We start from the raw sequence: 24,715 nt of genomic DNA, 5'->3' as shown, positions 1-24,715 counted from the left end.
ACGGCCGCCGTCGCCGTCAGCGAGAGGCGGCCCGCTCGGTCCGCGTCGCCTCCCGGACCGTGTCCGGCCTGTTGGTGATGATCCCGTCGACCCCGTACCCGGCCGTCCTGCGGGCTTCCGCGGGGTCGTCGACCGTCCAGGCGAAGACCTCCAACGGCCTGCCGTGCGGACCGGTGAACGCCTGCACGGCGGAGACGTACCCCAGGGAGAGCGCGGTGTACGACGGATTGATCTGGTCCGTGAACTCCGCGTACGCGGGCAGCTCCGACACGGCCGGTGCCCCCAGGAGCCCCGTCCTGACGGACGGCCGCGTCCTGTGGACGGTCCGCACACTGTCCGCGCTGAAGCTCTGCACCACCAGCCGGCCGGAGACATGCCGCCGGTCCAGCCAGCCCTGGTTGGCGAGCACGTCGAGGGTCTGCCGTTCGATGCCGGGGTACAGCTCGGGGTTCTTGATCTCCAGCAGCAGCTTCTGGTGGTGCAGCTCGACGCGGGCGACGTACTGCTCCAGTGTCGGCACCCGCGCGCCCGCGTGCGCCGCGCCGAACCAGCTTCCGGCGTCCAGGCGGGCGATCTCGGCGGCCGTGAAGTCCCTCACCTTCCAGGGAGCCCGGCCGGGGAAGACCTCCTCGACGTCGGTGGTGCGCCGCAGGCTGTCGTCGTGCAGGACGACGAGCGCACCGTCCTTCGTGCGCTGGACGTCGTTCTCCACCCAGTCGACGCCCAGTTCGGCCGCCTTGTCGACGGCGGCCAGCGTGTTCTCCGGCGCGTACGCGCAAGCGCCCCGGTGGGCGACGACCACCGGGCCGTCCCCGTCGTGCGCGGCCCGGGCCGCGGAGACCGGGGCGAGCAGAGCGGCCCCCAGGAGCGCGGTGGTCGTGACGGCAACTGCACGCGTGTGCATGCGTACTCCTCACGTCGAGCGATCACGGACAGCACCACTGTGACAGCACGGGGTGAACGGCAGGGCGGCAGGGAACAGCCACATGCGGAACGGGGTGACTCAACTCCGCTCACCGGGACCGCACAACTGCGGCAAGGCCGTGATTCTTTGCCGGAGAATCGTTCGACCATTCCGGTGGGGGTCATACTCTCTGCCTGGACCCTGACCGCCCGTGCGGTTCTGGGAAGGGGGAACATCAGGGCATTCCACGACGCACGAGGGCGGAAGGGCAGCCACGCATGCAAGGCACGGTCCATGGATTCAGCTACGGACTCGTCACACCGCTGGTGGCCTACCTCATGGCCTGTCTGGGCGGCGCGCTCGGTCTGCGCTGCACCACCAGATCGATGCTGGTCGCACGATCCTGGCGGCCCGGCTGGCTGGCCCTCGGGTCGGCGGCGATCGGCTCCGGCATATGGACGATGCACTTCGTCGCGATGATGGGCTTCAGGGTCGAGGGCACACCGGTGCGCTACGACGGGCTGATGACCTTCGCGAGCCTGGCCGTCGCCATCGTGATGGTGGGGATCGGGATCTTCATCGTCGGCTACCGGGGTGCCCGGGGGACGGCCCTGTTCACCGGCGGCACCATCACCGGACTGGGCATCGCCTCGATGCACTACCTGGGCATGGCCAGCATGCGCATGGACGGGATGCTGGAGTACAACACCCTCACCGTCACCGCGTCCGTCGTCATCGCCATGGCCGCGGCCACCGCCGCCCTGTGGGCGGCCGGACAGATCCGCGGGTTCCTGTGGAGCGTGGGCGCCAGCCTGATCATGGGGCTCGCGGTCGCCGGCATGCACTACACGGGTATGGCCGCGCTCGACGTCCACCTCCACACCACGGCCGGACCGGTCCCGGGCGAGTCGCCCGCCGGCCTCCTCGCGCCCATGCTGGTCGGCCCGCTCGCCTTCCTCGTCCTCGCGGGCGTCGTCGTGATCTTCGACCCGCACATGGTGACGGGCGGGCCTCCCTGGAGCGCGGTCGAGCAGAAGCCGGGAATCCCCGCCCACCCCGCGGCTCCCCAGCCGGACCCGGCCCGTCCCCCGGCCCGGTCCCGCCCGCCGCGGGCCCGCCGCCCCTCGGACCGCAAGCGCTCCCGCGCCCCGCAGAACCGCTGATCCGAGCCCTTTGTCAGTGCGGGGTCGTACGGTGGATCCCATGCGGCCCGTTTCTCACATCGAACGCACGGTGGCGCCCATCGAGGTCGTCAGCCCCTACCAGCCGAGCGGCGACCAGCCGGCGGCCATCCTCGATCTCGCCCGGCGCGTCGAGGCGGGCGAGCGGGACGTCGTCCTGCTCGGCGCCACCGGCACCGGCAAGTCCGCGACCACCGCGTGGATGATCGAGAAGCTCCAGCGCCCCACGCTCGTGATGGCGCCGAACAAGACTTTGGCCGCCCAGTTGGCCAACGAGTTCCGGGAGCTGCTGCCGAACAACGCCGTCGAGTACTTCGTCTCGTACTACGACTACTACCAGCCCGAGGCGTACGTCCCGCAGTCGGACACCTACATCGAGAAGGACTCCTCGATCAACGAGGAGGTCGAGCGGCTGCGCCACTCCGCGACCAACTCGCTGCTCACCCGCCGCGACGTCGTCGTGGTCGCCTCGGTCTCCTGCATCTACGGCCTCGGCACCCCGCAGGAGTACGTGGACCGCATGGTCCCGCTCCGCGTCGGCGAGGAGTTCGACCGCGACGAGCTGCTGCGCCGCTTCGTCGACATCCAGTACACCCGCAACGACCTGGCCTTCACCCGCGGCACCTTCCGCGTCCGCGGCGACACCATCGAGATCTTCCCGGTCTACGAGGAGCTGGCCGTCCGCATCGAGATGTTCGGCGACGAGATCGAGGCACTCTCCACCCTCCACCCCGTCACCGGCGAGATCATCAGCGACGACCAGCATCTCTACGTCTTCCCGGCCTCCCACTACGTCGCCGGACCCGAGCGCATGGAGCGGGCCGTCACCGACATCGAGAAGGAGCTGGGGGAGCGCCTGACCGAGCTGGAGCAGCAGGGCAAGCTCCTGGAGGCGCAGCGTCTGCGGATGCGCACGACGTACGACCTGGAGATGCTCCGCCAGATCGGCACCTGCTCCGGCATCGAGAACTACTCGATGCACTTCGACGGCCGCGCACCCGGCTCCCCGCCGAACACGCTGCTCGACTACTTCCCGGACGACTTCCTCCTCGTCATCGACGAGTCGCACGTCACCGTGCCGCAGATCGGAGCCATGTACGAGGGCGACGCCTCCCGCAAGCGCACCCTCGTCGACCACGGCTTCCGGCTGCCGTCCGCGCTCGACAACCGTCCGCTGAAGTGGGAGGAGTTCCAGGAGCGCATCGGGCAGGCCGTCTATCTGTCGGCCACCCCGGGGCAGTACGAGCTGTCCCGCTCCGACGGCGTCGTGGAGCAGATCATCCGCCCCACGGGCCTGGTCGACCCCGAGGTCGTAGTCAAGCCCACCGAGGGCCAGATCGACGACCTGGTGCACGAGATCCGCGCGCGCACCGAGAAGGACGAACGCGTCCTGGTCACCACGCTCACCAAGAAGATGGCCGAGGACCTCACCGACTACTTCCTGGAACTCGGCATCCAGGTGCGCTATCTGCACAGCGACGTCGACACCCTGCGCCGCGTCGAACTGCTGCGCGAGCTGCGCGCCGGTGAGTACGACGTTCTGGTCGGCATCAACCTCCTGCGGGAGGGGCTCGACCTGCCCGAGGTCTCCCTGGTGGCGATCCTCGACGCCGACAAGGAGGGCTTCCTGCGCTCCGGGACCTCCCTGATCCAGACCATCGGCCGCGCGGCCCGTAACGTCTCCGGCCAGGTCCACATGTACGCCGACAAGATCACCCCGGCGATGGCGAAGGCCATCGACGAGACCAACCGCCGCCGGGAGAAGCAGGTCGCCTACAACAAGGCGCATGGCGTCGACCCGCAGCCGCTGCGCAAGAAGATCAACGACATCGTCGCGCAGATCGCCCGCGAGGACGTCGACACCGAGCAGCTTCTCGGCTCGGGGTACCGCGGCCAGTCCAAGGACGGCAAGGGCGCCAAGGCCCCCGTCCCCGCTCTCGGCGGCAAGGCGGCCAAGGGCCGGGGCAAGGCCAAGGAGACGGTGCTCACCGACCGGCCGGCGGCCGAGCTGACGGAGCAGATCGAGGAGATGACCACCCGGATGCGGGCCGCCGCGGCGGATCTGCAGTTCGAGATCGCCGCCCGGCTGCGCGACGAGGTCCACGAGATGAAGAGGGAGCTGCGCCAGATGAAGGAGGGCGGTCTGGCCTGACGGCGTGCCCGGCCACGCGCAGTGTTGCAAGACCGACACAAAGTGCGGCCGGCGCGCGGCGCTGTCAGTCCCCCTGCGTAGGGTTCTTGTCAACCGCGGGTGCCGCGGCAACAGGGGAAGTCCGAGAGGGGAATCTGCGCGTGACCGTCAACATGACCAAGGGCCAGGCCATCAGTCTGCAGAAGAACGACGGCGGCAGCCTGACGTCGGTACGCATGGGCCTCGGCTGGCAGGCGGCCCCCCGGCGCGGCCTGTTCGGCTCGCGCACCCGGGAGATCGACCTGGACGCCTCCGCCGTGCTCTTCGCCGACAAGCAGCCGGTCGACGTCGTCTTCTTCCGCCATCTGGTGAGCGACGACGGCTCCGTGCGCCACACCGGTGACAACCTCGTCGGCGGTGTCGGCCAGGGCGGCGACGACGAGGCGGTCCTCGTCGACCTCCAGCGGATCCCGGTCCACATCGACCAGATCGTCTTCACCGTGAACTCCTTCACGGGCCAGACCTTCCAGGAGGTGCAGAACGCGTTCTGCCGCCTGGTCGACGAGACCAACGGCCAGGAACTCGCCCGCTACACGCTCGCCGGCGGTGGCGCGTACACGGCGCAGATCATGGCGAAGGTGCACCGGGCGGGTGCCGGCTGGGCGATGACCGCCATCGGCACCCCGGCCAACGGCCGCACCTTCCAGGACCTGATGCCGGCGATCCTCCCCGTGCTGTAGGACGGGCGAGCGGCGCACACACCACGCGTGACACGCACACACCACACGTGACACAGGGGGAGAAGGCGATGACGGCCGAGCTGGTGCGGGGGCAGAACCACCCGCTTCCCCAGGCCCGCCTGGAGATCCGGGTCTCGGCCGGCACACCGGTCGTGGCAGTGGCCTCACTCGGTGACGCCGACGGCCGTGTCCGCGGCGTGGAGTGGGTGGCCCATCCGGGCGCGCCCACCCTGCCCGGCCTGGAAGTCTCCCGGCAGGCCGCCGCCGACCACCGTCTCGCGGTGGACCTGGACGCCGTTCCGGACGCCGCGCACCGCCTGGACGTGCTGCTCGCCCTGCCCGCTCGCGACGGCAGCGGCCCGCTCCGCTTCGGCACGGTCGCCGCTCCCTTCGTCGCCGTCACCGGTCTGAGCGGCGACGAGATCGCCAGCTACACCCTCACCGGTCTGGACTCCGAGACCGCCGTCATCGCCCTGGAGCTGTACCGCAGGCAGGGTGCCTGGAAGGTCCGCGCCATCGGCCAGGGGTACGCCGGCGGCCTCGCCGAACTCCTCGCCGACCAGGGGCTGGCCGGGGCCCAGCCCCTCGCCGCCCGCATCCAGGAGGCGGTGGCCCGGGGCCATGCCCGCTCGGTTCCCGCGCCCGCGCCCTCGCCGCGAACGGCGGACGCCGACCGCTCCCGGCAGACCGCGGCCCCGGCGCTCGGCTCCGACCACGGCACCGCGTCCCACGGCAGCACGCCCCAGGGCGCCCAGAGCCCCGTACCCCCCGTACCGCCCACGCCACCCGCGCCGGCCTACGAACCGCACTCCTCCGCCTCCGACGGCCCCGGCCGGAGCGCCCCGCAACAACCGCCGTATCCCGGCGGGCCGGGTGCGGAGCCGACGGTCGCCCAGCCGTCCGCGCCCAGCGGGGGCGGCCCGATCGACTACAGCCACCCGCGCCGGCGGAACGCCGCTCCGCCGCCTCCCGCGCCGGCCGCTCCGCCGACCGCCCCCGGGGAGCCCCCGCGGCCGGTCGCGGGTGACGCGACCGGCTGGTCCATGGAGGAGCGGCTCTACAACCAGGTGTGGGGCATGTTCGAGGACCTGGCCCGCAGCACGGCCGCGTACCGCAGCGCCGTCGACTTCGCCGACTCGCGCCAGGAGAAGGAACTCGACCAGGTCCTCTCCGATCCCCGCAGCCGTATCGGCGGCCGGGGTGACGCCGCCCGCGAGGCGGCCCGCGACCGGCACGGACAGCTCGTCGCACAGGCCCGCGAGGTCCTCGACCGGGACCTCGCCCAGCTCGTCGCCGAGGCCGAGGTCGTCGAGCCCGCCCTGCCGCCCGCCTACGCCCGCTGGGACAACCCCGCCTGGCAGGGGTACCGGGTGCCGATGGAGATCCCCATGGCCCTGCGCCTGGGCGACCTCCACCTGCCCGAGGCCGACCGGCTGCGCATCCCGATGCTGGTCCGGCTGCCGCTGGAACGCGGCCTGTGGATCGACAGCGGACGCACCCCCTCCCTCGACGGGACCCTCGCCGACTCCCACGAGCTGCGGCACCTGGCGATGGAGACGGCCGTGGCACACGCGGCCCGGCTGCTCGCCGTCTATCCGGCGGGCGAGTTCACCGTGCACATCGTCGACCCGGCCGGATCCGGAGCCCGGGCGCTGGCGCCGCTCGTGCAGACCGGCGTACTGGAGGCGCCCCCCGCCGCCGGGGCCGCGGGCGTCGCCGACGTCCTCGCCAAGCTCACCCAGCGCGTCGACCTGGTGCAGATGGCGGTACGCGGCGGAGCCGCCGACGCGCTGCCGCCCGGCCTCGACACCGCGCAGCAACTCCTGATCGTCAACGACTTCCCGCACGGCTTCGACGACCGTGCCGTCAACCAGCTCCGTTACCTCGCGGACGAGGGGCAGGCCGTCGGCGTCCACCTGATGATGGTCGCCGACCGTGAGGACTCCGCCGGCTACGGCCCGCTGCTCGACCCCCTGTGGCGCGCACTGCTGCGCCTGACCCCGGTGGCCGACGACCACCTCGCCGACCCCTGGGTCGGCCATGCCTGGACCTACGAGCCCTCCCTCCTGCCCGAGGGCAGCCAGGTGCTTCGCCGGGTGCTCACCCAGGTCGCCGCCGCCCGCCGAAGCTGGCATCCCTGACCAGGCGCTTTGGCCTTTCTTTGCCACTCCCTTTACCAACCCTTGGGGATTGAGGTACTGTTTTTCGTACGGAGGGGAGTACTCCCTGTCTGCTGCGGCGTACCCGTCAATACGGATCAGGCCAGATCCCGGGGCGTCGGCCCGCGGCTTCCGAACGCGTTCTGCGCGCCGGACACCACGGGTGGAAGAGACCTCCGGCAGCGACGACGCTGACATCTGCCGTTACGTACTGCCGGAGGCGCAGTGGAAGTTTCAACGACCCTGTGGGTGCTGACCGTTCTGGGCCTTGCCGTCCTGATCGGAGCCGATTTCTTCATCGGCCGCAAACCCCACGACGTGTCCATCAAGGAAGCCGGCATCTGGACGGGTGTCTGGATCGCCCTGGCCGGACTCTTCGGACTGGGCCTGCTGCTCTTCGGCGGCGGCCAGGCCGGCGGTGAGTTCTTCGCCGGCTTCATCACCGAGAAGTCCCTGAGCGTCGACAACCTGTTCGTCTTCGTCCTGATCATGGCGAAGTTCGCGGTGCCCTCGCAGTACCAGCAGCGGGTGCTCCTCGTCGGTGTCCTCATCGCTCTGGTCCTCAGAGCGATCTTCATCGCGGCGGGCGCCGCGATCCTGGCCAGCTTCTCGTGGGTCTTCTACCTCTTCGGCGCCTTCCTGATCTACACCGCCTGGAAGCTCATCCAGGAGGCCAGGGCCGACGAGGAGGACGAGGAGTACGAGGAGAACAAGCTGCTCAAGGCCGTCGAGCGCCGCTTCGGTGTCGCCGACCGCTACCACGGCACCAAGCTGTGGATCCAGCAGAACGGCAAGCGGGTCATGACCCCGATGCTGGTCGTGATGCTGGCGATCGGCACCACCGACGTGCTCTTCGCCCTCGACTCGATCCCCGCGATCTTCGGCCTGACCCAGGACCCGTACATCGTGTTCACGGCGAACGCGTTCGCCCTGATGGGACTGAGGCAGCTCTACTTCCTCATCGGCGGCCTGCTGAAGAAGCTGGTCCACCTCTCCTACGGCCTGTCGATCATCCTGGGCTTCATCGGTGTCAAACTCGTGCTGCACGCGCTCCACGAGTCCGGTGTCCACGTCCCGGAGATCAGCATCCCCGTCTCCCTCGGCGTGATCTGCGCGGTTCTGATCGTCACCACGATCACCAGCCTGAGGGCCAACAAGAAGCAGGCGGCGGCCGAAGCGGCCGGGTCGAAGGACGACGGCGCCTCGAAGAACAGCATCGACGTCTGACCCCGTCGCCACCGCGCCGGCCCCGTCGGCAGAGGGGACCGGTCCGGTGACAGGGACCGACCGACACCGGGAGGGGTGCACACGGGAAGGGTGCACGGCACCCGCCGCGCACCGCTCCCGGCGCGCGTTTCCGGGGCGGGCGGTCATCCGGGGCGGGCGGTCAAGAGCACGGCTCCCGGCCCGGCCCTCCGTGACGAACACGTCCGTGGCCTGGCGCGGCGTGATCACGCCGAGGCCGGTTCCACCGCCTTCGCCGCGGGCACCGGGCGGGTCTCCGGCAGCAGCGCGAAGCATCCGAGGCTGAGCAGCGCGATCGCCGTGAGATAGGCGCCCACCGCCCACGGCACCCTGCCCCCCTGCTCGGCAAGTGTCGTCGCCACGATCGGGGTGAGGGCGCCGCCGACGACCCCGCCGAGGTTGTAGCCCACGGCGGCGCCCGTGCAACGCACCTGGGGCTCGTACAGCTCCGGCAGATAGGCCGCGATCACCGCGAACATCGTGATGAACGCGAGCATCGCCACCAGGAAGCCCAGGAACATCAGCAGCGGCTCACCCGTCGCCAGGAGCGCGACCATCGGGAACATCCACACGGCGGCCGCCGCGGACCCGGCCAGGCACAGCGGACGGCGCCCGTAACGGTCACCCAGCAGCGCGAACAGTGGCGTGAGCGCCCCCTTGACCACCACCGCGGCCATGATGCAGGTCAGCATGACGCCCCGGTCCACCCCGAGCCGTTCCGTCGCGTAGGACAGGGACCAGGTCGACACGGTGTAGAAGATCGCGTAACCGACCGCCAGCGCCCCGGCGGTCAGCAGGACCAGCCGCCAGTGGTCGCGCACGACCTCCACGAGCGGCACCCGCACCGGTTCGCCGATCTCCAGGAAGCGGGGACTCTCGGTCAGGGACGCCCGCAGCCACAGCCCGACCAGTGCCAGCACGCCCGCCGCCCAGAACGGCACCCGCCACCCCCACTGGGTGAACTGCGCGTCGGTCAGCGTCGAGGAGAGCGCCAGCACCACCCCGTTGGCGAGCAGAAAGCCGACCGCCGGGCCGATCTGCGGAAAACTCGACCACAGGCCGCGCCGTTCGGGCGGCGCGTGCTCCGCGGTCAGCAGCACGGCACCGCCCCACTCCCCGCCGAGCCCCAGCCCTTGCAGGAAGCGCAACGCGATGAGCAGCAGGGGAGCGGCCGCCCCGATCGTGTCGTACGTCGGTACGCACCCGACCGCCACCGTCGACGCCCCGGTCAGCAGCAGCGAGGCGACCAGGACCGGCCGCCGCCCGTGGCGGTCCCCGATGTGCCCGAAGAGCACCGACCCCAGGGGGCGGGCCAGGAAACCGACACCGAACGTGCCGAAGGCGGCCAGCGTGCCCGCCAGCGGCGAGAACGAGGGGAAGAACAGCGGGCCCAGGACCAGCGCCGCCGCCGTGCCGTAGACGAAGAAGTCGTAGAACTCGATCGCGGTGCCGGCGAGCGCGGCGGCGGCGAGCCGCGGCATGGAAGGCGCCTTCACGGCGCGTACATCGTGCATGTCGCGACAACTACCCTCAGTGATCGCCGGTTACGGGGGCGCACGAAGGGGTGTGGGGGGCAGTACCTGTCGGCGATGCGCCGGGCGGGCCGGTCTGCGCCGCCCGCGCCCCGCGGCGTGCGGAGCACCTCCGCCGCGGCCGGCGGGGATGGTGCGAGGGGTAGGCCGTACGGGTGGTCCGCGCACCGTGATAGACCGGGTCCGAGCAGCGGTCCCGGCGGACCGCCCCATGTCGAAGGACCGGAGGAACCGTGCCCCGCAGTCTGGCCAACGCCCCGATCATGATCCTCAACGGCCCCAACCTGAACCTGCTGGGTCAGCGCCAGCCGGAGATCTACGGATCCGACACCCTGGCCGACGTCGAGGCCCGCTGCGTCAAGGCGGCTGCCGCGCACGGCTCCACGGTGGACTTCCGGCAGTCCAACCACGAGGGCGAACTGGTCGACTGGATCCACGAGGCCCGGCTGAACCACTGCGGCATCGTGATCAATCCGGCCGCCTACTCGCACACGTCCGTCGCGATCCTGGACGCGCTCAACACCTGTGACGGGCTTCCGGTGGTGGAGGTCCACCTCTCCAACATCCATCAGCGGGAGTCGTTCCGGCACCACTCCTACGTCTCGCAGCGTGCCGACGGCGTGATCGCGGGCTGCGGCGTGCAGGGGTACGTCTTCGGCGTGGAGCGGATCGCCGCGCTGGCCGGGCCGGGACAGGCCCCGGCCTGAACCCGGCGCCGGGCGGACCGGCGCCGGTCCCGCCTCACCAGCCGCGCGCGTGCCACTCCGGCAGATGGGGCCGTTCCGCGCCGAGCGTCGTGTCGTTGCCGTGTCCCGGGTAGACCCAGGTCTCGTCCGGCAGCGGGGCGAAGATCTTGGTCTCGACGTCGCGGATCAGGGTCGCGAACGCCTCCGGGTCCTTCCTGGTGTTGCCCACGCCGCCCGGGAAGAGGCAGTCGCCCGTGAAGACGTGCGGGTGGCCGTGGGGGTCGTCGTAGACCAGGGCGATCGACCCCGGGGTGTGCCCGACGAGATGACGCGCGGTGAGCCGTACCTGTCCCACCCGGACCGTGTCGCCGTCGTCGACCGCGACGTCCGTGGCCACCGGGATGCCCTCGGCGTCCTCCCGCCCGGCGTACGTCCGGGCGCCGGTGGCGGCGACCACCTCGGCCAGCGCCTGCCAGTGGTCGGGGTGCCGGTGGGTGGTGACGACGGACGCGATGCCGTCGTCACCGACCGTGCCGAGCAGGGCATGCGCGTCGGCGGCGGCGTCGATCAGCAACTGCTCGTCCGTGGCCCTGCAACGCAGCAGATAGGCGTTGTTGTCCATCGGGCCGACCGCGATCTTGGTGATCATCAGGTCCTTGAGCTCGTGCACGTCGGCGGGACCGCCGACCCTCACCTCTCCGCTGTACGTCATGCCCGTCAGCCTAGTGGGCGCGCCGGCCGGGCCGGGAGGCACTCCCGCCCGGAGGACTCGTCCACGGGATCCGTCTACAGCGCCGGGAGCGCCGGGAGCGGACCGCCGGTCACCGCCAGCCCCGAACCGTCGCGCCGCCCGGCGAGCCAGCCGAGCAGGTCGGCCGGGCCGCCCGAGACGGTGATCGCGGGGTGGGCCGCCTCCCGTCCCGTGCGCCACGCGCGGGTGCCGTCGCTCAGGCCGGCGGACGGGACATCGGGATGACCCGTGAACCGCTCGGCGAGGAACTCGGTCTCCCGTTCGACGAACTCGTCCGGAAGGTCCTCCAGCTCGTACCCGATGCCGAGGTCCACATGGTGCAGCTCGACCTCCACCCAGCGCCGGAACGGCACCCGGGAGACCGAGTCGGTGACGCCGTTGCGCAGTGTCACGGTGCGTGACCAGTCCGCGGGGACCGCGCCGGCGCGCTGGAAGGCTTCCGCGCTCTGCCGCAGGTCGGCGAGGTGTGCCTCCAGGGGGCGCGGGGCGTCGCGCTCGATGTCGGCGTCCCGCGCCTGGGCGGTCACGTACATGGGCCGCCCCTCCAGGACGTTCACCAGGGCGTCCGCGTTGCGGGAGAGGTGGGCGAGGACGTGGCCGCGGCTCCAGCCCGGCAGCCGTGACTCCTGCGTCACATGTCCGTTGTGCAACTCGCCGACCGCGCTGAGCAGCCGGTCGGTGGCTTCACGTAGGGATGCCAGGTCACGTGCGTGATCCATCATGGCGCCGACCCTAGACCGCGCCACACCTTCGGGTGAAGGTGGCGACCGAGGCCCGTTATTCGAATGTGCGTGCTATAAGGTCGCTCGTGGTGGCGGGCATGCTGGAGAGCCGGGGTTTGTTGACATCCGTGAATCCGACCGGCGTTGTCAGTGGCTCCCCCTAGTCTGAGAAAGACGGGGGCCCCGCCCCTGTCACTTCTCTCAAGAAAGGTGCGGACCGGCGTGGCCGACCGTCTCATCGTCCGTGGCGCGCGCGAGCACAATCTGAAGAACGTCTCGCTCGACCTGCCGCGTGACTCGCTCATCGTCTTCACGGGTCTGTCCGGGTCGGGCAAGTCCTCCCTGGCCTTCGACACGATCTTCGCCGAGGGCCAGCGGCGCTATGTGGAGTCGCTCTCCTCCTATGCCCGGCAGTTCCTCGGCCAGATGGACAAGCCGGACGTCGACTTCATCGAGGGCCTCTCCCCGGCGGTCTCCATCGACCAGAAGTCGACCTCGCGCAACCCGCGCTCCACGGTCGGCACGATCACCGAGGTGTACGACTACCTGCGCCTGCTCTTCGCGCGCATCGGCAAGCCGCACTGCCCCGAGTGCGGCCGGCCGATCTCGCGCCAGTCGCCGCAGGCCATCGTGGACCGGGTGCTGGAGCTGCCCGAGGGCAGCCGCTTCCAGGTGCTGTCGCCGCTGGTGCGCGAGCGCAAGGGCGAGTTCGTCGACCTCTTCGCCGACCTCCAGACCAAGGGTTTCTCCCGGGCCCGGGTGGACGGCGAGACGATCCAGCTCGCCACCCCGCCCACGCTGAAGAAGCAGGAGAAGCACACCATCGAGGTGGTCGTCGACCGCCTCACGGTGAAGGAGTCCGCCAAGCGCCGGCTCACCGACTCCGTCGAGACCGCGCTCGGCCTCTCCGGCGGCATGGTCGTGCTCGACTTCGTCGACCTCCCCGAGGACGACCCCGAACGCGAGCGCATGTTCTCGGAGCACCTGTACTGCACGTACGACGACCTCTCCTTCGAGGAGCTGGAGCCCCGCTCCTTCTCCTTCAACTCGCCCTTCGGCGCCTGTCCCGACTGCTCCGGCATCGGCACCCGTATGGAGGTCGACCCCGAGCTGATCGTCCCGGACCCGGACAAGTCCCTCGACGAGGGCGCCCTCCACCCCTGGTCGGGCGGACACGCCAAGGAGTACTTCGGCCGCCTGATCGGCGCCCTCGCGGACGCGCTGGGCTTCCGGACGGACATCCCCTTCGCGGGCCTGCCGCAGCGCGCCAAGAAGGCCCTGCTCTACGGGCACAAGACCCAGGTCGAGGTCCGGTACCGCAACCGGTACGGCAGGGAGCGCCGCTACACCACCGCCTTCGAGGGCGTCGTCCCCTTCGTCAAGCGCCGGCACAGCGAGGCCGAGAGCGACTCCAGCCGCGAGCGCTTCGAGGGCTACATGCGCGAGGTGCCCTGCCCCACCTGTGAGGGCACCCGCCTCAAGCCGCTGATACTCGCCGTCACGGTCATGGGCAAGTCCATCGCCGAGGTCTCCGCGATGTCCATCAGCGACTGCGCGGACTTCCTGGGCGAGCTGACACTCAACGCCCGGGACAAGAAGATCGCCGAGCGGGTGCTGAAGGAGGTCAACGAGCGGCTGCGGTTCCTGGTCGACGTCGGCCTGGACTACCTCTCGCTGAACCGCGCGGCGGGCACCCTCTCCGGTGGCGAGGCCCAGCGCATCCGCCTGGCCACCCAGATCGGCTCCGGTCTCGTCGGCGTCCTGTACGTCCTGGACGAGCCCTCCATCGGTCTGCACCAGCGCGACAACCACCGGCTGATCGAGACCCTCGTCCGCCTGCGCGACATGGGCAACACGCTCATCGTCGTCGAGCACGACGAGGACACCATCAAGGTCGCCGACTGGATCGTCGACATCGGCCCCGGTGCCGGTGAGCACGGCGGCCACGTGGTGCACAGCGGCTCCCTGAAGGAACTGCTCGCCAACGACGAGTCGCAGACCGGCCTGTACCTGGCCGGCAAGAAGGCCATCCCGCTGCCCGAGGTCCGGCGCCCGCGCGATCCCTCCCGGCAGCTCACCGTGCACGGCGCCCGCGAGAACAACCTGAAGGACATCGACGTGTCCTTCCCGCTGGGTGTCTTCACGGCCGTCACCGGAGTCTCCGGCTCCGGCAAGTCGACGCTGGTCAACGACATCCTGTACACACACCTGGCCCGTGAGCTGAACGGCGCCCGGAGCGTCCCCGGCCGCCACACGCGGGTGGACGGCGACGACCAGGTGGACAAGGTCGTGCACGTCGACCAGTCGCCCATCGGCCGCACCCCGCGGTCGAACCCGGCGACGTACACCGGCGTCTTCGACCATGTCCGCAAGCTGTTCGCGGAGACGACCGAGGCGAAGGTCCGCGGTTACCTGCCGGGCCGGTTCTCCTTCAACGTCAAGGGCGGTCGCTGCGAGAACTGTTCGGGCGACGGCACGATCAAGATCGAGATGAACTTCCTCCCGGACGTCTACGTCCCGTGCGAGGTCTGCCACGGCGCCCGGTACAACCGGGAGACCCTGGAGGTCCACTACAAGGGCAAGTCCATCGCAGACGTCCTGAACATGCCGATCGAGGAGGCGACCGACTTCTTCGAGGCGGTCCCCGCCATCTCCCGGCACATGAAGACACTGACGGACGTCGGTCTCGGCTACGTCCGGCTCGGCCAGTCCGCGACCACGCTCTCCGGCGGCGAGGCACAGCGCGTCAAGCTCGCCAGCGAGCTGCAGCGCCGCTCCGCCGGACGCACCGTCTACGTCCTGGACGAGCCGACCACCGGTCTGCACTTCGAGGACATCAGCAAGCTGCTGACGGTCCTGTCCGGGCTGGTCGACAAGGGCAACACGGTCATCGTCATCGAGCACAACCTCGACGTGATCAAGACCGCGGACTGGGTCGTCGACATGGGCCCCGAGGGTGGCGCCGGTGGCGGCGCGGTCGTCGCCGAGGGCACCCCCGAGGAGATCGCCGCCGTCCCCACCAGCCACACCGGCAAGTTCCTGCGGGACACCCTCGGTGCGGACCGGATCAGCGACGCCGCGCCGGTGCGGGCCCCACGCAAGGCGGCGGCCAAGGCCCTCACGGCCAAGGGCGCTCCCGCGAAGGCCACCGCGGCGAGGAAGACCGCGGCCAGGAAGCCGGCCGCCGTCAAGGAAGCCGGTACCGCCGCGAAGAAGACCGCGACCAGGACGGCCAAGACCGCCAAGGCCACGAAGTCCGCCGCGCGCAAGACGACGGGGCCCGGCACCACCTGACCGGCCGGACGCCCGTGAGGCCGCACCGGCGGCGGGCGCACGAGAACACACGGACGCGCCGTGTCCCACGTACCACCGTGGGACACGGCGCGTCCGTGTACTCCCACTTCCCCACCGCTCAGGCGACCGCCGGCTCCGCGGACTCCAGGCCGAGCTGGACCTCACCGCCTCGTACCGCGGCGCCGTAAGGAGTCACACGCGGACTGGTGCGCCGCTCCCCCCACAACAGGCCCGCCCCGCAGGCCCCGCCCTCACAGGGCCACCTCATCGGCCCAGGGCGGCTCGGCGCCCGCGCGTGAGCAGGTGACCGCCGCCGCGCGGGCCGCGAAACGGAGCAGCTCCGTCCAGCCCTCGCGGCCGAGCGCCGTCACCGCCTTCTCGTCGAGCGCGTCACGGGCCGCGAGCCCGTGCAGCAGCGCCGCGTTCACCGTGTCGCCCGCACCGATGGTGTCGACGACGTCGACCCGCTCACCGGGCACCGCGTACTCACCCCCGTCACGGGTGAAGACGCTCAGCCCCGCACCGCCCCTGGTGACCACGACGGCCGCCGGTCCGGCCGCCAGCCACTCGCGCGGCGTGCCGCCCAGCCACTCGGCGTCCTCCTCGGACAGCTTCAGCAGCGACACCGAGGGCAGCCAGCCCCGGAACCGGGCCCGGTACGCGTCCGGGTCGGCGATGAGACCCGCCCGGATGTTCGGGTCCAGCGCGGTGAACAGACCCCGCGCCGCCGCGTCCCGCATCAGTTCCTCGTACGCGCTCGCCCCCGGTTCCAGCACCAGCGAACAGGTGCCGAAGGAGACCGCCCGGGTACCGGACGGCAACGCTTCCGGCGCGGTGAACAGCCGGTCGGCGGTGCCCTCCACGTAGAAGGTGTACGCCGCCGACCCGTCGGCACCGAGCGAGGCCACGGCGAGCGTCGTCGGCTCGGTTCCGCGCTGCACCGCGCCGACGTCCACGCCGGTCTCGCGGAGGCATTCCAGCAGTGCCTCGCCGAAGGCGTCCTGGGAGACGCGCGAGCAGAAGGCGGCGGGGGAGCCGAGGCGGCCCAGCGCCACGGCCGTGTTGTACGGCCCGCCGCCGAGCGCCGGCGTCAGCGCCGCCAGGGCGCCCGGGGCTCGCGGTACCAGGTCGATCAGTGCCTCACCGGCTACGACGATCACGGCGTGGTCCTTTCCATGGCCTCGGGTGCCTCGGGTGCCTCGGGGGTACGGGACGGGTCGGGGCAGCCGCAGGAGGTGCGGTGCGCGAAGGTGCAGTGCAGCCGTACGTTCCGGGCGGGCAGGCCCGGGTCGGCCAGACGTTCCAGCAGCACCCGGACGGCGTGGCCGCCCAATTCCCTGCCGGGCTGCGCCACGGCGGTCAGCCGGGGCGTGAAGAGGTCCGCCCAGTCGAAGTCGTCGAAGCAGCACAGCGCCAGGTCACCGGGTACCGACAGCCCCCGGTCCCGCAGGGCGCGCAGCGCACCGATGGTCATCGCGTTGTTGGCGGTGACCAGCGCGGTGGGCGGCTCCGCGAGGGACAGCAGCCCGGCGGTGGCGCGCGCGGCGCCCGCCGACTCGGAGTCGCCGTGCGCGAGGAGCCGCGCGTCGTACGGCAGGCCGGCCGCGGTGAGTCCGTCGCGATACCCGGCGACCCGCTCACGCGTGGTGCTGAACCCGGCCCGGCCGGCCACCAGGCCGATCCGCCGGTGACCGAGTTCGGCGAGGTGAGCCACCAGCCGGCTCGTCGGTCCGGTGCTGTCGGCACTCACCTGGTCGAAGAGCCAAGCGGCGTCCGGGGGCACGTCGACGACCCGGTCGAGGAACACGGTCGGTACCCGGTGCCGCCGCAGATAGGCGAGGAGCGCGTGCGGCGCGGCGGACGGGGCGACGATCACTCCGTCCACCCGGCGCTCGTGCAGGAGCTGGACCACCGCGCGTTCGTGCTCGGGGTCGTCGTGCGGGTCGGCGATGAGCAGGCCGTAGCCGCGTTTCACGGCGGCGGCCTCGACGCCCTGGAGGATCTCGGTGAAGTACGGGTTGCTGATCGCCGAGACGGCGAGCCCGAGCGTGCGGGTCCGGGAGGTCACCAGGGAGCGGGCGAGGGCGTTCCGGGAATAGCCCAGTTCCTCGATCGCGTCCAGGACGGCCTGCCGGGTGTGCGGCAGCACGGGCCGGGTGTCGTTGAGGACGTGCGACACCGTCGCCACGGAGACGCCGGCGCGCCGTGCCACATCGGCCATCGTCGCCATCGACGTCTCCCTTCGAGACGGTCCCGGGGCAGCCCCGGGCTCGACAGGCTTGCCGGGCTTCGTGGGTGCGCGGGTGTGTGGGTTTGTGGGTTTCGTAGGTTTCGTAGGTTTCGTGGGCTGGACCGTATCCCATCTCGGGGAGGGGCGTAAACGCTTGCGCAAGCGTTTACGCCCCTTGCCTCGACGCGCGCAGTGTGACGCGCACAGTGTTCAGTCCCAGTCCCAGCCGATCCCCACGATGCCCGTTCGCACGCGCGGTTCCACGACGTGCACCGAGTGGTGCCGCCGGCTGAGCGACAGCTCCTGCCGGCCCTCGCGCGGGGCCGCGAACGAGGGCCGCGTGTACCGGTGGCAGCCCGCCGGCAGGGCCGCCGCGTCGAACCGCACCTCCAGCGCGTACTGCCCGGCCGCCGCGTCGAACCCCCGGACGTACTCGTGGGACACGCCCGCCGTGCCGTCCTCCACCGCGTAGCGGAAGAGGTGCGTGTCACCGGCGGCCAGCCGGGTGTCGAAGAGCAGCTCGGCCACCAGCACACCGGACTCGGGGTGCCGGCGGACCCGGCCGGCGCGGCAGTTCTCCAGGGCGTGGACCGTCATCCGCTCCGGCGCGCACCCCGGATCGCCCTGGTGGACGGCGGCGAAGCGGTCGACGCCGTCCCGGTGGGCGCGGACGATGTGGTGCGCCTCGCGGCCCGCCAGCTCGCGGCGCGGCCCGATCCGCACCCGCTCATGGAGCCCGAGGACGTGCACCCCCGCGTCCCGCGGATGCTCCAGCTCGGCCAGCAGCCGCTCCACGACCCCCGGCGCCGCCCCGCAGCCGCGGCGGGAGCGGCCCGCCGCACGGTCCGACAGATGGCCGCCGGCCTCGGTGAGCAGCCTGAGCAGTGATTCCTGGGGTAACTGGAGTATCTCCTCCAGCGCCCGCACCGCACGCAGCGACTCCGGGCGCTGCGGACGCCGGGCGCCCTGCTGCCAGTAGCTCAGGCTGGTGACGCCCACCTTCACCCCGTGGCGCGTCAGGTGATGCTGCACGCGCTGCAACGGCAGCCCCCGCGCGGCGATCGCGGCTCGCAGCGCGACATGGAACGGGCCTCCGCGCAGGGCGGAGTCGAGTTCCGTGCCGGCGCCGTCCGTTTGCGGTGTGGCGTGCGACATGCGGGGCCTTCCTGTGAGGGGTCACCACGGCCGGTCGGGCCGGTCGGCACGGACCGGCGGGGCCCGCCCCCCGAAGCGGTGCGGAGGGTGCACATCCGTACGCCGCGCTTCAGGCCCCGAGTTCCCCCGCATTGAAGCGTGTTGACCAAGTCCCGACAACACTTCGGGCCGTACGGCCGTCCGCTCCTGGCCGAGACCGTGCGCCGCCGCCGGGCCCGGGTTCCCCACGTTCAGGGCGTCCCGGCGTGATCGGCCGGCCGCCGGCCACGTCGTCCACAGGCCCGCCGGAGTGTCGGTCCGCGCCAGTAGGGTGTGAGTCATGGCCGACCCCTCCAGCTACCGCCCCAGTCCGGGACAGATCCCGGACTCGCCCGGGGTGTACAGGTTCCGTGACGAGCACCGCCGGGTGATCTACGTCGGGAAGGCGAAGAGCCTTCGCCAGCGGCTGGCGAACTACTTCCAGGACTTGGCGAACCTGCACCCCCGGACCCGCTCCATGGTCACCACCGCCGCGTCGGTGGAGTGGACGGTGGTGTCCACGGAGGTCGAGGCGCTGCAGCTCGAGTACTCCTGGATCAAGGAGTACGACCCCCGGTTCAACGTCAAGTACCGCGACGACAAGAGCTACCCCTACCTCGCGGTGACCATGAACGAGGAGTTCCCGCGCGTGCAGGTGATGCGCGGGCACAAGAGGAAGGGCGTGCGCTACTTCGGGCCGTACACGCACGCCTGGGCCATCCGTGACACGGTCGACCTGCTGCTGCGCGTCTTCCCGGTGCGGACCTGTTCGGCGGGAGTGTTCAAGAACGCCGCCCGCAGTGGCCGCCCCTGCCTGCTGGGATACATCGGCAAGTGCTCCGCGCCCTGCGTCGGCCGGATCTCCACCGACGACCACTGGGACCTGGCGGACGAGTTCTGCGACTTCATGACCGGCCGCACGGGCACCTACCTGCGCCGCCTGGAGCGGCAGATGGCCGAGGCGGCCGAGGACATGGAGTACGAGCGGGCGGCCCGCCTGCGCGACGACATCGGGGCCCTGCGCAAGGCCATGGAGAAGAGCGCGGTCGTGCTCACCGACGCCACCGACGCCGACCTGATCGCGGTCGCCGAGGACGAGCTGGAGGCGGCCGTCCAGATCTTCCACGTGCGCGGAGGACGTGTGCGCGGCCAGCGCGGCTGGGTCACGGACAAGGTCGAGGACATCACCACCGGCGCCCTGGTGGAGCACGCTCTGCAGCAGCTCTACGGTGAGGAGACCGGCGACGCCGTCCCCAAGGAAGTACTGGTCCCGGCCCTGCCCGAGCCGGTGGAGCCGGTGCAGGAGTGGCTCGCGGAGCGCCGTGGGTCGGGCGTCTCGCTGCGCATTCCGCAGCGCGGCGACAAGAAGGCCCTCATGGAGACCGTGCAGCGCAACGCCCAGCAGTCGCTCGTCCTGCACAAGACCAAGCGCGCCTCCGACCTGACCACCCGCTCGCGCGCGCTGGAGGAGGTCGCCGACGCCCTCGGCCTGGAGAGCGCCCCGCTGCGCATCGAGTGCTACGACATCTCGCACCTCCAGGGCGACGACGTGGTGGCCTCCATGGTCGTCTTCGAGGACGGGCTCGCCCGCAAGAGCGAATACCGCCGCTTCCAGATCAAGGGATTCCGGGGACAGGACGACGTCCGTTCCATGCATGAGGTGATCACCCGCCGCTTCCGCCGCTACCTCGCGGAGAAGGAGCGGACGGGGGAGTGGGCGGACGGCGACCGGGACGCCGTCACCCCGGCCGACGTCACGGCCCCCACCCCGGCCGACGTCACGGACGCCGCCCCGGCCGTCACCACCGACCCCGCCCCCAGCCGGGCCGTCACCGCCGGGGCCGCCGACGTCGCCGATGACTTCGACGCGGGCGGCGACACGCTCAAGGACGAGGACGGCCGCCCCAGGCGGTTCGCCTACCCGCCGCAGCTCGTCGTCGTCGACGGCGGACAGCCGCAGGTGGCCGCGGCCCAACGGGCCCTGGACGAGCTGGGCATCGACGACATCGCCGTGTGCGGTCTCGCCAAGCGGCTGGAGGAGGTCTGGCTGCCCGGTGAGAGCGACCCGGTCGTCCTGCCCCGCACCAGCGAGGGCCTGTACCTGCTCCAGCGGGTCCGTGACGAGGCCCACCGCTTCGCGATCACCTACCAGCGCGCCAAGCGCGCCAAGCGTTTCCGCGCCAGCCCCCTGGACGACGTGCCGGGCCTCGGGGAGACCCGCAAGCAGGCGCTGATCAAGCACTTCGGTTCGGTGAAGAGGCTGCGGTCGGCGACGCTCGACCAGATCTGCGAGGTCCCCGGCATAGGCCGCAAGACGGCGGAGACCATTCTCGTGGCCTTCGCCCGGGCGGCTCCGGCCGCGCCCGCCGTCAACACGGCGACCGGAGAAATCATGGAAGACGCACCAGACGCACCAGACGGGCCAGACGCACCGGACGGACTGGAAACGGCAGACGCCGCAGGCGCAGCAGAAACAGCAGACACCACAGGCACAGCGGAGACAGAAGACACGGACGGGGTGGCCGAGACGACGGCGGGCGCCCCGGGGGAGCCCGTACCCGCGGGCGCCCCGGACGAACGACGGGGGCAGGAGAGATGACCGAGCACGACGCGCAGGCCGCGGCCGGGCAGGAACAGACACCGAGGTCCGCGCAGGACGCGGCCGGTCAGGAGGCCCGCCCCGACCGCGCCGACGACGGAGTACGGGCGGACCCGGGCACGGAGGGCGCAGAGGGCACAGAGGGCACAGACATGGAGGGCTCGGGCGACGAGAACACGGGCGCCGACAAGTCCGGGGCCGACACGCCCATCCCGGAGCTGGTGATCATCTCCGGCATGTCCGGGGCCGGCCGCTCCACCGCCGCCAAGTGTCTGGAGGACCTCGGCTGGTTCGTGGTCGACAACCTCCCGCCCGCGCTGATCCCCACCATGGTGGAGCTGGGCGCCCGCTCGCAGGGCAACGTGGCCCGGATCGCGGTCGTCGTCGACGTCCGCGGCCGGCGTTTCTTCGACAACCTGCGCGAATCCCTGGCCGATCTGGATTCCCGGGGCGTCACCCGGCGGATCGTCTTCCTGGAGTCCTCGGACGAGGCCCTCGTGCGCCGCTTCGAGTCGGTGCGCCGCCCGCACCCCCTCCAGGGCGACGGCCGCATCGTCGACGGCATCGCCGCCGAGCGCGAGCTGCTGCGCGAGCTGCGTGGCGACGCGGACCTGGTGATCGACACCTCCAGCCTCAACGTGCACGAGCTGCGCGCCAAGATGGACGCCCAGTTCGCGGGCGAGGAGGAACCCGAGCTGCGGGCCACCGTCATGTCGTTCGGCTTCAAGTACGGCCTGCCGGTCGACGCCGACCTGGTGGTGGACATGCGCTTCCTGCCCAACCCGCACTGGGTCCCGGAGCTGCGCCCGTTCACCGGCCTCAACGAGGAGGTGTCGACGTACGTCCTGAACCAGCCGGGGGCCAAGGAGTTCCTCGACCGCTACGCCGAACTGCTCCAGCTCATCGCCGCGGGCTACCGCCGTGAGGGCAAGCGCTATGTGACCATCGCCGTCGGCTGCACCGGGGGCAAGCACCGCTCCGTCGCCATGTCGGAGAAGCTCGCCGCCCGGCTCGCCGCCGAGGGCGTGGAGACGGTGGTCGTGCACCGGGACATGGGCCGGGAATGACAGGACGTACTCCGCGGCTGAGCAGGTTGCGCCGGGCCGTGCCCGAGGGGCGCGGCGGCCGGCCGGTGCCGGCCCGCGGCGGCAAGCCGCGCCGCCGGGGCACGCCGCCCAAGGTGGTCGCCCTGGGCGGCGGCATGGGCCTGTCCGCCTCGCTCGCCGCGCTGCGCCGGATCACCGGCGCGCTGACCGCCGTGGTCACGGTGGCCGACGACGGCGGCTCCAGCGGGCGCCTGCGCGACGAGCTGGGCGTGCTGCCACCCGGTGACCTGCGCAAGGCGCTGGCCGCGCTGTGCGGGGACGACGACTGGGGCCAGACCTGGGCCCGCGTCATCCAGCACCGTTTCCAGTCCAAGGGCGACCTGCACGAGCACGCGGTCGGCAATCTGCTGATCGTCGCCCTGTGGGAGCAACTCGGCGACCATGTCCTGGCCCTGGACCTGGTCGGCAAGCTGCTCGGGGCGCACGGGCGGGTGCTGCCCATGTCCGCCGTACCGCTGGAGCTTCAGGCCCTGGTCAGGGGCCATGACCCGGCCCGACCGGAGGACGTGGACACCGTCCGCGGCCAGGCGACCGTGGCGCTCACCCCCGGTGAGGTGCAGTCGGTGCACCTGGTTCCGGCCGACCCGCCCGCCGTTCCCGAGGCGGTCGCCGCGGTCCTCGACGCCGACTGGGTGGTGCTCGGCCCCGGTTCCTGGTTCTCCTCGGTCATCCCGCACCTGCTCGTGCCCGAACTGCTGGACGCGCTCACCCAGACGAAGGCCCGCCGGGTGCTCTCGCTGAACCTCGCTCCGCAGCCCGGAGAAACCGAGGGCTTCTCCCCGCAGCGTCATTTGGAGGTTTTGGGACGACACGCCCCTAAACTCGCCCTGGACGTGGTGCTGGCCGACGAGGCCGCCGTGCCCGACCGGGACCTGCTGACCGACGCCGCCAAACGGTTCGGTGCCGCTGTCGAGCTGGCTCCGGTGGCCCGGACCGACGGGACCCCGAGGCACGACCCGGAGCTGCTGGCCGCCGCGTACGACCGTATTTTTCGGATGCATGGAAGGATCGGCCCATGGCGATGACGGCAGCGGTGAAGGATGAGATCGCCCGGCTCCCCGTCACCCGTACCTGCTGCAGAAAGGCGGAGGTCTCCGCCATTCTGCGGTTCGCCGGCGGCCTTCACCTGGTCAGCGGGCGCATCGTGATCGAGGCGGAGCTGGACACCGCGATCGCGGCCCGGCGGCTCAAGCGGGACATTCTGGAGATCTTCGGCCACAGCTCGGAGCTGATCGTGATGGCCCCCGGCGGCCTGCGCCGCGGTTCGCGCTTCGTGGTGCGGGTCGTGGCGGGCGGCGACCAGTTGGCCCGCCAGACCGGCCTGGTCGACGGCCGGGGGCGCCCGATCCGGGGACTGCCCCCGCAGGTGGTCTCGGGGGCCACCTGCGACGCCGAGGCCGCATGGCGGGGCGCCTTCCTGGCGCACGGCTCGCTCACCGAGCCCGGCCGTTCCTCCTCCCTGGAGGTGACCTGCCCCGGGCCGGAGGCCGCGCTCGCCCTCGTCGGCGCCGCCCGCCGGCTGTCGATCGCCGCCAAGGCCCGCGAGGTGCGCGGGGTGGACCGGGTCGTGGTCCGCGACGGCGACGCGATCGGCGCCCTGCTCACCCGGCTCGGCGCTCACGACTCGGTGCTGGCCTGGGAGGAGCGGCGGATGCGCCGCGAGGTCCGCGCCACCGCCAACCGCCTCGCCAACTTCGACGACGCCAACCTGCGCCGCTCCGCGCGCGCGGCCGTCGCCGCCGGCGCCCGGGTCCAGCGCGCGCTGGAGATCCTCGCCGACGACGTCCCCGAGCACCTCGCCGCCGCCGGCCGGCTGCGCATGGAGCACAAGCAGGCGTCCCTGGAGGAACTGGGCGCGCTGGCCGACCCGCCGCTGACCAAGGACGCCGTCGCCGGCCGCATCCGGCGCCTGCTGGCCATGGCCGACAAGCGCGCCTCGGACCTCGGCCTCCCGGGCACGGAGGCGAACCTCTCCGAGGAACTCGCCGACAACCTCGCGGGCTGACCCGGAGCGTCGGGGGCCGGCCCGGCGGATCGATCACGTCAGAGGGAGACGGAGACGCGGGGTCTGCCACGCCGGCCCGCGGCGTTGCCGTCGGTTGCCGACGTCCCCCACGCCCGGCCGCGCTCGCGGCGGGGGACCTCCGCCGCGCCGGCGCCCCCCTCAGCCTCGCCGCGCGACCCGCGTGACCCGCGCGACCCCCACGCGACTCACCCGATCGACCGGACCCCCCGGACCCCCCGGACCCCCCGGACCCCCCG

At 71.7% G+C, this 24,715-nt stretch carries 18 protein-coding genes; 11 read left to right on the top strand and 7 right to left on the bottom strand.

Features of this window, described 5'->3' with window-relative positions:
- Positions 1-16: 16 nt before the first annotated feature.
- Positions 17-904: a glycerophosphodiester phosphodiesterase gene (locus ABEB00_RS28180; RefSeq protein WP_345623235.1), complete on the bottom strand. Its 888-nt coding sequence runs from the start codon at positions 902-904 to the stop codon at positions 17-19.
- Between the two features lie 278 nt (positions 905-1,182).
- Between ABEB00_RS28180 and ABEB00_RS28175 the strand changes: the two genes are divergently transcribed.
- The 5 genes from ABEB00_RS28175 (at position 1,183) to ABEB00_RS28155 (ending at position 8,342) form a co-directional block, all read left to right on the top strand.
- A complete protein-coding gene (locus ABEB00_RS28175; protein ID WP_345623234.1) occupies positions 1,183-2,067 on the top strand; it encodes an MHYT domain-containing protein in 885 nt (294 codons plus the stop codon).
- Between the two features lie 40 nt (positions 2,068-2,107).
- Positions 2,108-4,237, top strand: coding sequence for an excinuclease ABC subunit UvrB (gene uvrB, locus ABEB00_RS28170; RefSeq protein ID WP_345623233.1), 2,130 nt, complete (start codon positions 2,108-2,110; stop codon positions 4,235-4,237).
- Positions 4,238-4,377: 140 nt separating this feature from the next.
- Complete coding sequence (locus tag ABEB00_RS28165) at positions 4,378-4,956, top strand: TerD family protein (RefSeq protein WP_345623231.1); 579 nt, start codon at positions 4,378-4,380, stop codon at positions 4,954-4,956.
- Positions 4,957-5,024: 68 nt separating this feature from the next.
- A complete protein-coding gene (locus tag ABEB00_RS28160) occupies positions 5,025-7,097 on the top strand; it encodes a TerD family protein (protein WP_345623316.1) in 2,073 nt (690 codons plus the stop codon).
- Positions 7,098-7,340: 243 nt separating this feature from the next.
- On the top strand, positions 7,341-8,342 hold the full coding sequence (locus ABEB00_RS28155; RefSeq protein WP_345623229.1) for a TerC/Alx family metal homeostasis membrane protein: 1,002 nt from the start codon (positions 7,341-7,343) through the stop codon (positions 8,340-8,342).
- Positions 8,343-8,566: 224 nt separating this feature from the next.
- Here ABEB00_RS28155 and ABEB00_RS28150 read toward each other — a convergent pair whose 3' ends face one another.
- Complete coding sequence (locus tag ABEB00_RS28150) at positions 8,567-9,874, bottom strand: MFS transporter (RefSeq protein ID WP_345623228.1); 1,308 nt, start codon at positions 9,872-9,874, stop codon at positions 8,567-8,569.
- A 251-nt stretch (positions 9,875-10,125) separates the two neighbouring features.
- Between ABEB00_RS28150 and aroQ the strand changes: the two genes are divergently transcribed.
- Positions 10,126-10,599, top strand: coding sequence for a type II 3-dehydroquinate dehydratase (aroQ, locus tag ABEB00_RS28145; protein ID WP_345623227.1), 474 nt, complete (start codon positions 10,126-10,128; stop codon positions 10,597-10,599).
- A gap of 34 nt (positions 10,600-10,633) precedes the next feature.
- On the opposite strand, the gene ABEB00_RS28140 is transcribed toward aroQ, so the two are convergent.
- The gene (locus tag ABEB00_RS28140) at positions 10,634-11,290 is read right to left on the bottom strand and encodes an MBL fold metallo-hydrolase (protein ID WP_345623226.1); all 657 of its coding nucleotides are present in this window, start codon (positions 11,288-11,290) and stop codon (positions 10,634-10,636) included.
- 74 nt (positions 11,291-11,364) lie between these two features.
- Positions 11,365-12,051: a maleylpyruvate isomerase family mycothiol-dependent enzyme gene (locus tag ABEB00_RS28135; RefSeq protein ID WP_345623225.1), complete on the bottom strand. Its 687-nt coding sequence runs from the start codon at positions 12,049-12,051 to the stop codon at positions 11,365-11,367.
- A 222-nt stretch (positions 12,052-12,273) separates the two neighbouring features.
- Between ABEB00_RS28135 and uvrA the strand changes: the two genes are divergently transcribed.
- Positions 12,274-15,345: an excinuclease ABC subunit UvrA gene (gene uvrA / locus ABEB00_RS28130; protein ID WP_345623223.1), complete on the top strand. Its 3,072-nt coding sequence runs from the start codon at positions 12,274-12,276 to the stop codon at positions 15,343-15,345.
- A 251-nt stretch (positions 15,346-15,596) separates the two neighbouring features.
- On the opposite strand, the gene ABEB00_RS28125 is transcribed toward uvrA, so the two are convergent.
- The 3 genes from ABEB00_RS28125 to ABEB00_RS28115 all read right to left on the bottom strand — a co-directional run bounded on the left by ABEB00_RS28125 (position 15,597) and on the right by ABEB00_RS28115 (position 18,730).
- Positions 15,597-16,505, bottom strand: a complete 909-nt coding sequence (locus ABEB00_RS28125; RefSeq protein ID WP_345623222.1) for a carbohydrate kinase family protein — start codon at positions 16,503-16,505, stop codon at positions 15,597-15,599.
- Positions 16,502-17,575, bottom strand: a complete 1,074-nt coding sequence (locus ABEB00_RS28120) for a LacI family DNA-binding transcriptional regulator (RefSeq protein WP_345623221.1) — start codon at positions 17,573-17,575, stop codon at positions 16,502-16,504. The genes ABEB00_RS28125 and ABEB00_RS28120 overlap by 4 nt, the downstream gene beginning before the upstream one ends.
- Before the next feature lie 210 nt (positions 17,576-17,785).
- Positions 17,786-18,730, bottom strand: a complete 945-nt coding sequence (locus tag ABEB00_RS28115; RefSeq protein ID WP_345623219.1) for a hypothetical protein — start codon at positions 18,728-18,730, stop codon at positions 17,786-17,788.
- A gap of 319 nt (positions 18,731-19,049) precedes the next feature.
- On the opposite strand from ABEB00_RS28115, the gene uvrC reads away from it, so the two are divergent.
- The 4 genes from uvrC to whiA are packed head-to-tail and all read left to right on the top strand — an operon-like array spanning position 19,050 to position 24,458.
- Complete coding sequence (gene uvrC, locus ABEB00_RS28110) at positions 19,050-21,347, top strand: excinuclease ABC subunit UvrC (protein WP_345623218.1); 2,298 nt, start codon at positions 19,050-19,052, stop codon at positions 21,345-21,347.
- The gene (gene rapZ / locus ABEB00_RS28105; protein WP_345623217.1) at positions 21,344-22,414 is read left to right on the top strand and encodes an RNase adapter RapZ; all 1,071 of its coding nucleotides are present in this window, start codon (positions 21,344-21,346) and stop codon (positions 22,412-22,414) included. Before uvrC ends, rapZ begins: the two co-directional genes overlap by 4 nt.
- Complete coding sequence (locus ABEB00_RS28100; RefSeq protein ID WP_345623216.1) at positions 22,411-23,478, top strand: gluconeogenesis factor YvcK family protein; 1,068 nt, start codon at positions 22,411-22,413, stop codon at positions 23,476-23,478. The genes rapZ and ABEB00_RS28100 overlap by 4 nt, the downstream gene beginning before the upstream one ends.
- Entirely contained in the window at positions 23,469-24,458 is a 990-nt protein-coding gene (gene whiA, locus ABEB00_RS28095; protein WP_345623215.1) for a DNA-binding protein WhiA, read from the top strand. The genes ABEB00_RS28100 and whiA overlap by 10 nt, the downstream gene beginning before the upstream one ends.
- Positions 24,459-24,715: the final 257 nt, after the last annotated feature.

Source organism: Streptomyces ziwulingensis (assembly GCF_039542605.1).
Lineage (GTDB): Bacteria > Actinomycetota > Actinomycetes > Streptomycetales > Streptomycetaceae > Streptomyces > Streptomyces ziwulingensis.
This window is presented reverse-complemented; position numbering and strand designations above follow the sequence as displayed.

Bases quoted from the DNA above. Each gene is read 5' to 3' on its own strand.
- ABEB00_RS28180 (WP_345623235.1), bottom strand. From the start codon at position 904: ATGCACACGCGTGCAGTTGCCGTCACGACCACCGCGCTCCTGGGGGCC.
- ABEB00_RS28175 (WP_345623234.1), top strand. From the start codon at position 1,183: ATGCAAGGCACGGTCCATGGATTCAGCTACGGACTCGTCACACCGCTG.
- uvrB (WP_345623233.1), top strand. From the start codon at position 2,108: ATGCGGCCCGTTTCTCACATCGAACGCACGGTGGCGCCCATCGAGGTC.
- ABEB00_RS28160 (WP_345623316.1), top strand. From the start codon at position 5,025: ATGACGGCCGAGCTGGTGCGGGGGCAGAACCACCCGCTTCCCCAGGCC.
- ABEB00_RS28150 (WP_345623228.1), bottom strand. From the start codon at position 9,874: ATGCACGATGTACGCGCCGTGAAGGCGCCTTCCATGCCGCGGCTCGCC.
- ABEB00_RS28140 (WP_345623226.1), bottom strand. From the start codon at position 11,290: ATGACGTACAGCGGAGAGGTGAGGGTCGGCGGTCCCGCCGACGTGCAC.
- ABEB00_RS28135 (WP_345623225.1), bottom strand. From the start codon at position 12,051: ATGATGGATCACGCACGTGACCTGGCATCCCTACGTGAAGCCACCGAC.
- ABEB00_RS28120 (WP_345623221.1), bottom strand. From the start codon at position 17,575: ATGGCGACGATGGCCGATGTGGCACGGCGCGCCGGCGTCTCCGTGGCG.
- ABEB00_RS28115 (WP_345623219.1), bottom strand. From the start codon at position 18,730: ATGTCGCACGCCACACCGCAAACGGACGGCGCCGGCACGGAACTCGAC.
- uvrC (WP_345623218.1), top strand. From the start codon at position 19,050: ATGGCCGACCCCTCCAGCTACCGCCCCAGTCCGGGACAGATCCCGGAC.
- rapZ (WP_345623217.1), top strand. From the start codon at position 21,344: ATGACCGAGCACGACGCGCAGGCCGCGGCCGGGCAGGAACAGACACCG.
- ABEB00_RS28100 (WP_345623216.1), top strand. From the start codon at position 22,411: ATGACAGGACGTACTCCGCGGCTGAGCAGGTTGCGCCGGGCCGTGCCC.
- whiA (WP_345623215.1), top strand. From the start codon at position 23,469: ATGGCGATGACGGCAGCGGTGAAGGATGAGATCGCCCGGCTCCCCGTC.